This is a genomic window from Burkholderia sp. FL-7-2-10-S1-D7 (assembly GCF_001524185.1).
Taxonomy (GTDB): Bacteria; Pseudomonadota; Gammaproteobacteria; order Burkholderiales; family Burkholderiaceae; genus Burkholderia; species Burkholderia diffusa.
Genome location: NZ_LOWY01000056.1, coordinates 45557 through 53723, shown reverse-complemented (window position 1 = coordinate 53723; position 8167 = coordinate 45557). Strand labels below are relative to the sequence as shown.

Sequence of the window (8167 nt, the reverse complement as noted above, 5' to 3'; positions counted from 1 at the left end):
CATCGCCGTGACCGCCATCGCCGCCACCGTTGCCGTGACCGCCATCGCCGCCGCCGTTACCGTGACCGCCATTGCCGTGACCGCCATCGCCGCCACCGTTGCCGTGACCGCCATCGCCGCCGCCGTTCCCGTGACCGCCATCGCCGTGACCGCCATCGCCGCCACCGTTCCCGTGACCACCATTGCCGCCGCCATCGCCGCCGCCGTTACCGTGGCCGCCGTTACCGTGACCGCCGTTGCCGCCGCCATCGCCATCGCCGCCGCCGTGGCCACCATGTCCACCCGAGGTACCGCCGCCCGGGGTGCCGCCGCCCGAGGTGCCGCCGCCCGAGGTTCCACCGCCCGAGGTGCCGCCACCCGAGGTGCCACCACCCGAGGTACCGCCACCCGAGGTACCGCCACCCGAGGTACCGCCACCCGAGGTACCGCCGCCCGAGGTGCCGCCACCCGAAGTGCCGCCACCCGAGGTACCGCCACCCGAGGTACCGCCGCCCGAGGTGCCGCCGCCCGAGGTGCCACCACCCGAGGTGCCGCCGCCCGAGGTGCCACCACCCGAGGTGCCTCCACCCGAGGTGCCGCCGCCCGAGGTGCCTCCACCCGAGCTACCGCCACCCGAGCTACCGCCACCCGAAGTACCGTTACCCGAGGTACCACCACCTTTACCATCGTTGCCTGATGAACCGCCGCTGCGACCTGTTCCGCTCGTACCACCGGATGTCGCCCCGGTCGATCCACCGACGCCTGCAGGCCCGACGGCGCCGCTTCCACCGCTTCCGCCATTCCCGCTGCTACCCGGACTGCTGCCGCCAGAGGTGCTTCCGGCGCCGCTGCCCACGGCGCCTCGGCCGGCATATACGTGTACCGCGCAAGCAGCCGGACTGGCGGCACAGGACGCCGTGTCGTCGGCGAGCATCATGACGGGGTCTGCGCTGGCGGTCGGGTCGGACGCGACGCCGGGCATCGAATCCTGAGCAATCGCGTAGGAACAGCAGCACGCAAACGCGGCTGCGGCCAGCACGGTCGTGCGATAGCACCATCCCACCGTATGGGACAGTTGATTCGTTCTGCTCATTATTGATCTCCCCGATGCGCGCGATGCCTCGTCACGCGCGAACATCAACGTGTGACGCAGGGGACCAGCAACGATGCATTGTCGTATCGGCGGCCGATGCGTGTCGGACCGGCGTCAGAGGCCAGCCGGGAACACGAATCGGCACGCGGGCCCGCCGTGCGAACCCCTATCAGCGAGATTCGTGCCACCGGCCGGCCGCGCCCGTGGCGCAAGGCGCGCACGTATCGCGCGACAGCGCGTGATACGCCGTCGTGAGCTTTTTGTTTCCGAAATGAAACGTCTGACTACGTCTATCGCGCCGTCGTGTCGGCAGCACGCGGCCAGCGATGGCAAAGGATCGACGCGATCCAGGCGACGAGAAACAGCGCGACGATGCCGTAACCGATCGCGCCGAAGCGCGTGCCAAGTGCGTCGAGCGCCTCGCGTACCGGGCCCGTCAGCGACAGCTTGTCGGCGAGCAGGCCGGCGGCCTCGATCCCGCCGACCGCCAGTGCGACGGCCGCCGAGAGCAGCGTGATGCTCGCGTTATAGAGCAGCTTGCGCCGCGGGTCGTCCATCGCCCAGCCGTACGCATGAATCATCAGCACATTATCGGTAGAGTCGATCAGCGTCATGCCGGCCGCGAACAGCGCGGGAAACAGCATGACCGAATGGAGCGGTAGCGCGTGGCTTGCCTGCGCAGCCGCGATCGCGAGCAACGCGATTTCTGTTGCAGTATCGAAACCCAAGCCGAACAGCACGCCGACCGGATACATGTGCCAGCTTTTCGACACGAACCGGAACAGCGGGCGCAGCAGCCGCGACACGAGGCCGCCCGCGCGATGCGCGTGCGCGGCACCGTGAGCCGTGTCCGGCGCGCCGCGATAGCGCCGCCACACGTCGCGCAGGATCACCAGGTTCATGCACGCGAGGACGAGCAGGAAGGTTACGGATACCGCCGTGCCGATCGTGCCTCCGATTTCGCGGAATGCGTCGAAGCGGTCGCGCAGCGCGAACGCGCTCAGCGCGATGCCGAGCGTGGCGACGACCACGATCGTCGAGTGGCCGAGCGAGAAGAACAGGCCGACCGTCACCGGACGCTGGCCGTCCTGCATCAGCTTGCGCGTCGCGACGTCGATCGCGGCGATGTGATCGGCGTCGACCGCATGACGCAGCCCGAGCCCGTACGCGATCGCCGCGGTGCCGAGCAGCAGCGGACGGTCGTGCAGAACCGCGAGCGCCCACAGCCAGACGGCGACGTTCGCGGCGATCAGGCCGGCATACAGCATCAACAGGCGGCGCAGGGCAGGGGTGGGCGGCATCGGGGTGGTTCCATCGGACGAATCGCGATGCAATTGTGGCATGCGCAAAAATGTCCTGGCGTGCCGATCAAAAACGGCGTCGGGGCGTCGGCCACCGCCGTGCTGCGTTGGACGGACGAAAAAAAGCCCGTCCGGAACCGGACGGGCCTGAGGTCTGCGCGCAGCGGGGCGCGCCCCCCGCGCTTACTTCACTTTCGCGTTGATCACGCCTTCCGACACGTTCGCCGGCGTTTCCGCGTAATGCTTGAACTCCATCGTGTACGTCGCACGACCTTGCGTCGCCGAGCGCAGCGACGTCGAATAGCCGAACATCTCGGCGAGCGGCACTTCGGCGCGCACCAGCTTGCCGCCGCCGCCCGCGATGTCCTCCATCCCCTGCACGATGCCGCGCCGGCTCGACAGGTCGCCCATCACGTTGCCCATGAAGTCCTCCGGCGTCTCGACCTCGACCGCCATCATCGGCTCGAGCAGCACCGGCTTCGCGCGGCGCATCGCTTCCTTGAACGCCATCGAGCCGGCCATCCGGAACGCGTTTTCGTTCGAGTCGACGTCGTGGTACGAGCCGAACGTCAGGTGCACCTTCACGTCGACGACCGGGTAGCCCGCGAGCACGCCGCTCTTGAGCGTTTCGATGATGCCCTTGTCCACGGCCGGGATGAATTCGCGCGGAATCACGCCGCCCTTGATCTCGTCGAGGAACTCGTAGCCCTTGCCGGGGTTCGGCTCCAGCGTGATCACCGCATGCCCGTACTGGCCGCGCCCGCCCGACTGCTTGACGAACTTGCCTTCGACATCGGAGGCCGTCGTGCGCACCGTTTCGCGATACGCGACCTGCGGCTTGCCGACCGTCGCTTCGACGCCGAATTCGCGCTTCATCCGGTCGACCAGGATTTCGAGGTGCAGCTCGCCCATCCCCGAGATGATCGTCTGGCCGGATTCCTCGTCGGTCTGCACGCGGAACGACGGATCTTCCTGCGCGAGACGGTTCAGCGCGAGGCCCATCTTTTCCTGGTCGGCCTTCGTCTTCGGCTCGACGGCCTGCGAGATCACCGGCTCCGGGAATTCCATCTTCTCCAGGATGATCGGCTTGGCCGGATCGCACAGCGTGTCGCCCGTCGTCGCTTCCTTCAGGCCGACCGCCGCCGCGATGTCGCCCGCGCGCACTTCCTTGATTTCCTTGCGCTCGTTCGCGTGCATCTGCAGGATCCGGCCGAGCCGCTCCTTCTTGTCCTTCGTCGCGTTCAGCACGGTGTCGCCCGATTCGACGACGCCCGAATACACACGGAAGAAGATCAGCTGGCCGACGAACGGGTCGGTCATGATCTTGAACGCGAGCGACGAGAACGGCTCGTCGTCGCTCGGGTGACGTTCCGCCGGCTTCTCCGGATCGTGGAAGTCGTGACCGAGGATCGCGGGCACGTCGACCGGCGACGGCAGGTAGTCGATCACCGCGTCGAGCATCGCCTGCACGCCCTTGTTCTTGAACGCGCTGCCGCACAGCATCGGCACGATCTCGTTCGCGATCGTGCGCTGGCGCAGCGCGGCCTTGATCTCGTCCTCGGTCAGCGATTCATGGTCGTGCAGGTACTTCTCGAGCAGTTCCTCGCTGGCTTCCGCGGCGGCTTCGACCATCTTCTCGCGCCATTCGTGCGCAAGCTCGACGAGATTCGCCGGAATGTCCTCATACGTGAACTTCACGCCCTGGCTTTCGTCGTCCCACACGATCGCCTTCATCTTCACGAGATCGACGACACCCTGGAAATGATCTTCCGCGCCGATCGGAATCTGGATCGGCACGGCGACGCCCTTCAGGCGCTCGCCGATCTGGCGCTGCACGCGGAAGAAGTCCGCGCCGACGCGGTCCATCTTGTTGACGAACGCGATGCGCGGCACCTTGTACTTGTTCGCCTGGCGCCACACGGTTTCGGATTGCGGCTGCACGCCGCCGACCGAGTCGTAGACCATGCACGCACCGTCGAGCACGCGCATCGAGCGCTCGACCTCGATCGTGAAGTCGACGTGCCCGGGGGTGTCGATGATGTTGATCCGGTGTTCCGGATAGTTGCCGGCCATGCCCTTCCAGAAGGCCGTGGTCGCGGCCGACGTGATCGTGATGCCGCGTTCCTGCTCCTGCTCCATCCAGTCCATCGTGGCCGCGCCGTCGTGCACTTCACCGATCTTGTGGCTCACGCCGGTGTAAAACAGGATGCGCTCGGTCGTGGTGGTCTTGCCGGCATCGATGTGAGCGCTGATCCCGATATTGCGATAGCGCTCGATGGGGGTTTTGCGGGGCACGTGAACCTCCTGGTGGTTCGGATCGTAAGCGGACCGGCTGCACCGGCCCGGGTTGGAACAAGCGAGATTTAAAGCATAGCGCTTGTCCGAGGCTTTTGCAGATGCGGGCAGCATTGACCGAATCAAGGCGCGCGTCGCCGTCGGCCGGCGAAAAAAAACCGGCGCCCAACAACAAATGATGGGCGGCCGGCTTCGGTCGACGTGCGGCGGCGCCGCGGCAATGGCCGTTACTGGGCCTTGGGCAGGCCTTCGAGCTTCATGCCCGGCTTGATGCCCTTCGCCGCGAACCAGCCCTTGCTCATTTCGAGCGCATAGACGCCGTTGTTGCGCGGGCAGTGGTTGTCGGTCGTCTCGGCCTTCATCTCGTCGATGTCGGTGATCGTGCCGTCCGCGCGGATGAACGCGATCGACAGCGGGATCAACGTGTTCTTCATCCAGAAGCAGTGCACGGCGTTCTCGTTGAACACGAACAGCATGCCTTCGTTCGGGGCGAGCTGCGACCGGTACATCAGCCCTTGTTCGCGGTCGGCGTCGTTCGCGGCGACGGCCGCGTCGATCACGTACATGCCGGCGCGCAGCTTCGCGCGCGGGAACTCGCTCGGCTGCTTGGCGCCGGGCGGCATCTGCGCGTGGGCGGTCTGCATGCCGAGCGCGAGAACGGCGAGCGCGGCGGGAAACACGGCGGCGCGCGCAAGGCGGCCGAGCGACGAGCGCAGGGAGAATCGCACAGCAGGGCTCCTATCGGGAAAACGAGACCCGCATGGTACGCGAAGCGCGCCGGCGGGCACAAAAAGAAAAAGGCAGATCGCCTCGCGGTGATCTGCCTTTCAACGCCGTAAGAACGGCAAGACTGCGTGTTCTTGACTGCGTTATTACAGCTTGCTTAGTTCGAAGCAGCTGCCGGTGCTGCTGCGTCGCTTGCTGCAGCCTTCTTCGATGCCTTGTGGTGCTTCTTAGCTGCGTGGTGCTTCTTGGCAGCGTGCTTAGCCGGTGCCGAAGCAGCTTCAGCAGCAGCCGGAGCAGCTTCCGGAGCCGATGCTTGTGCGAAAGCAGCCGTTGCGAAGAGGCCAGCGACCAGAGCGGCGATCAGTTTGTTCATGTTTTGTTCCTCAGCTTTAGTTAATTAACCAAATGACCCGGCAATAGGAGTCATGTCGTCTAACGGTGCCATCCACCTTTCGGTTGACAGACGCTTCGAGAAATTTCTCATTGCGCTGCGGGCGCCGAATCGTATTCGATAAAAACGTCGCTTTCGTGACGCAAACACGACTTCGGCTGCCAATGCCGGATAGCTAAGGTTGGCATCTGCGTGGTTTAACGCGCGATCTTCGCAGGCGGTTGACGAAAAAGATGACGAAAAATTCGCGCGTCCGGAATGCGTCATTCGGCGCGTGCGAAACCGTCCCACGGAGCCCGCGGTGGCAGTGCAATTGTTTCGCCCGGTGCAATGCCGAGCGCGAATATGTCGAGCGCGCCGATGCCGACGCGCACGAGACGCAAAGTCGGGAAGCCGATCGCGGCAGTCATCCGCCGCACCTGCCGATTCTTGCCTTCGGTGATCGCCAGTTCGATCCACGTGGTCGGGATCGCGGCGCGATAGCGGATCGGCGGATTGCGCGGCCACAGCGTGTCCGGCGGTTCGATGAATTCGGCGCGGCACGGGCGCGTCACGTAGTCGCCGAGATCGACGCCGCGCGCGAGCGCCTTCAGGTCGGCCGGACCCGGCGCACCGTCGACCTGCGCCCAGTAGCGCTTGACGAGCTTGTGGCGTGGCTCGGCGATGCGCGCCTGCAGCGCGCCGTCGTCGGTGAGCAGCAGCAGGCCCTCGCTGTCGGCGTCGAGCCGGCCGGCCGGGTAGACGCCGGGTGTTTTTACCCAGTCGCCGAGCGACGGCCGCGTCTCGTGCGCGGAAAACTGGCAAATCGTGCCGAACGGCTTGTTGAGGGCGATCAGGGTCATGGCGTGCGCCCGCCCGGCGTGCCGCGGCGGAAGCGGGACGGGCGGTCTATGGCAAATGGCGGAATCTTAATGCATAATACGGAACGGCAAGTCCTCTGTCTTATATAAGACATAAGGGAAGACTTGATACGCAGCGTCGCGCTTCGTGCCGCCGGCCCCGGTTGGGGCGCTAGAATAGCGCTCGCTGTTGCCGTCACGAGGGTGGCAGGGCCACCTCGCAGCGCGCGCAGTTTCGACCAGCATCACCTGCTCAGCCACGTCACTGGAGTCGATCATGCCGTATCAGCACATCAAGGTTCCGGAGGGCGGTGACAAGATCACCGTCAACAAGGACTTCTCGCTCAATGTTTCCGATCAGCCGATCATTCCCTATATCGAAGGCGACGGTACGGGCTTCGATATCACGCCGGTGATGATCAAGGTCGTCGATGCGGCGGTCGCGCATGCCTACAAGGGCAAGCGCAAGATCCACTGGATGGAGATCTTCGCGGGCGAGAAGGCGACGAAGGTGTACGGTCCGGACGTGTGGCTGCCGGACGAAACGCTGCAGGTGCTGAAGGAATACGTGGTGTCGATCAAGGGGCCGCTCACGACCCCGGTCGGCGGCGGCATCCGTTCGCTGAACGTCGCGCTGCGCCAGGAACTCGACCTCTACGTGTGCCTGCGCCCGGTCCAGTATTTCAAGGGCGTGCCGTCGCCGGTGCGCGAGCCGCAAAAGATCGACATGGTGATCTTCCGCGAGAACTCGGAAGACATCTACGCGGGCATCGAATGGGCCGCGGGCTCCGAGCAGGCGAAGAAGGTCATCAAGTTCCTGCAGGAAGAGATGGGCGTGAAGAAGATCCGCTTCCCGGAAACCTCGGGGATCGGCGTCAAGCCCGTGTCGACCGAAGGCACCGAGCGTCTCGTGCGCAAGGCGATCCAGTACGCGATCGACAACGATCGCAAGTCGGTCACGCTGGTGCACAAGGGCAACATCATGAAGTTCACGGAAGGCTTGTTCCGTGACGCCGGCTATGCGCTCGCGCAGAAGGAGTTCGGCGGCGAGCTGATCGACGGCGGCCCGTGGATGCGCGTGAAGAACCCGAAGACGGGCAACGAGATCGTCATCAAGGATTCGATCGCCGACGCGTTCCTGCAGCAGATCCTGCTGCGTCCGGCCGAATACGACGTGATCGCGACGCTGAACCTGAACGGCGACTACATCTCCGACGCGCTGGCCGCTCAGGTCGGCGGCATCGGGATCGCGCCGGGCGCGAACCTGTCCGATTCGGTCGCGATGTTCGAGGCGACCCACGGCACGGCACCGAAATACGCGGGCAAGGATTACGTGAACCCCGGTTCCGAGATCCTGTCGGCGGAAATGATGCTGCGCCACCTCGGCTGGACGGAAGCGGCCGACACGATCATCGCCGCGATGGAGAAGTCGATCCTGCAGAAGCGCGTCACGTACGACTTCGCGCGCCTGATGGAAGGCGCGACGCAGGTGTCGTGCTCCGGCTTCGGCGAAGTGCTGATCGAGAACATGTAAGTCCCCTTC

General features: G+C 65.3%; 7 protein-coding genes. 1 reads left to right on the top strand and 6 read right to left on the bottom strand.

Features of this window, described 5'->3' with window-relative positions:
• The 6 genes from WS75_RS33685 to WS75_RS19120 all read right to left on the bottom strand — a co-directional run.
• On the bottom strand, window positions 1–282 hold a 282-nt coding region (locus WS75_RS33685), incomplete at its 3' end, for a hypothetical protein (RefSeq protein WP_179948930.1).
• Between the two features lie 1080 nt (window positions 283–1362).
• Window positions 1363–2373 carry a HoxN/HupN/NixA family nickel/cobalt transporter gene (locus WS75_RS19135; protein WP_059682115.1) on the bottom strand — a complete coding sequence of 337 codons (1011 nt, stop codon included), beginning with the start codon at window positions 2371–2373 and terminating at the stop codon, window positions 1363–1365.
• A gap of 183 nt (window positions 2374–2556) precedes the next feature.
• Window positions 2557–4668 carry an elongation factor G gene (fusA, locus tag WS75_RS19130; RefSeq protein WP_059682114.1) on the bottom strand — a complete coding sequence of 704 codons (2112 nt, stop codon included), beginning with the start codon at window positions 4666–4668 and terminating at the stop codon, window positions 2557–2559.
• A 227-nt stretch (window positions 4669–4895) separates the two neighbouring features.
• Window positions 4896–5396, bottom strand: a complete 501-nt coding sequence (locus WS75_RS19125; RefSeq protein ID WP_059465624.1) for a DUF192 domain-containing protein — start codon at window positions 5394–5396, stop codon at window positions 4896–4898.
• Between the two features lie 155 nt (window positions 5397–5551).
• A complete protein-coding gene (locus WS75_RS32455) occupies window positions 5552–5767 on the bottom strand; it encodes a hypothetical protein (protein WP_011352970.1) in 216 nt (71 codons plus the stop codon).
• 281 nt (window positions 5768–6048) lie between these two features.
• A complete protein-coding gene (locus tag WS75_RS19120) occupies window positions 6049–6627 on the bottom strand; it encodes a pseudouridine synthase (protein ID WP_059682112.1) in 579 nt (192 codons plus the stop codon).
• Between the two features lie 274 nt (window positions 6628–6901).
• Here WS75_RS19120 and icd point away from each other — a divergent pair, with 274 nt between their 5' ends.
• Window positions 6902–8158 carry an NADP-dependent isocitrate dehydrogenase gene (gene icd, locus WS75_RS19110; RefSeq protein ID WP_044845581.1) on the top strand — a complete coding sequence of 419 codons (1257 nt, stop codon included), beginning with the start codon at window positions 6902–6904 and terminating at the stop codon, window positions 8156–8158.
• The last annotated feature ends 9 nt before the right edge of the window (window positions 8159–8167 follow it).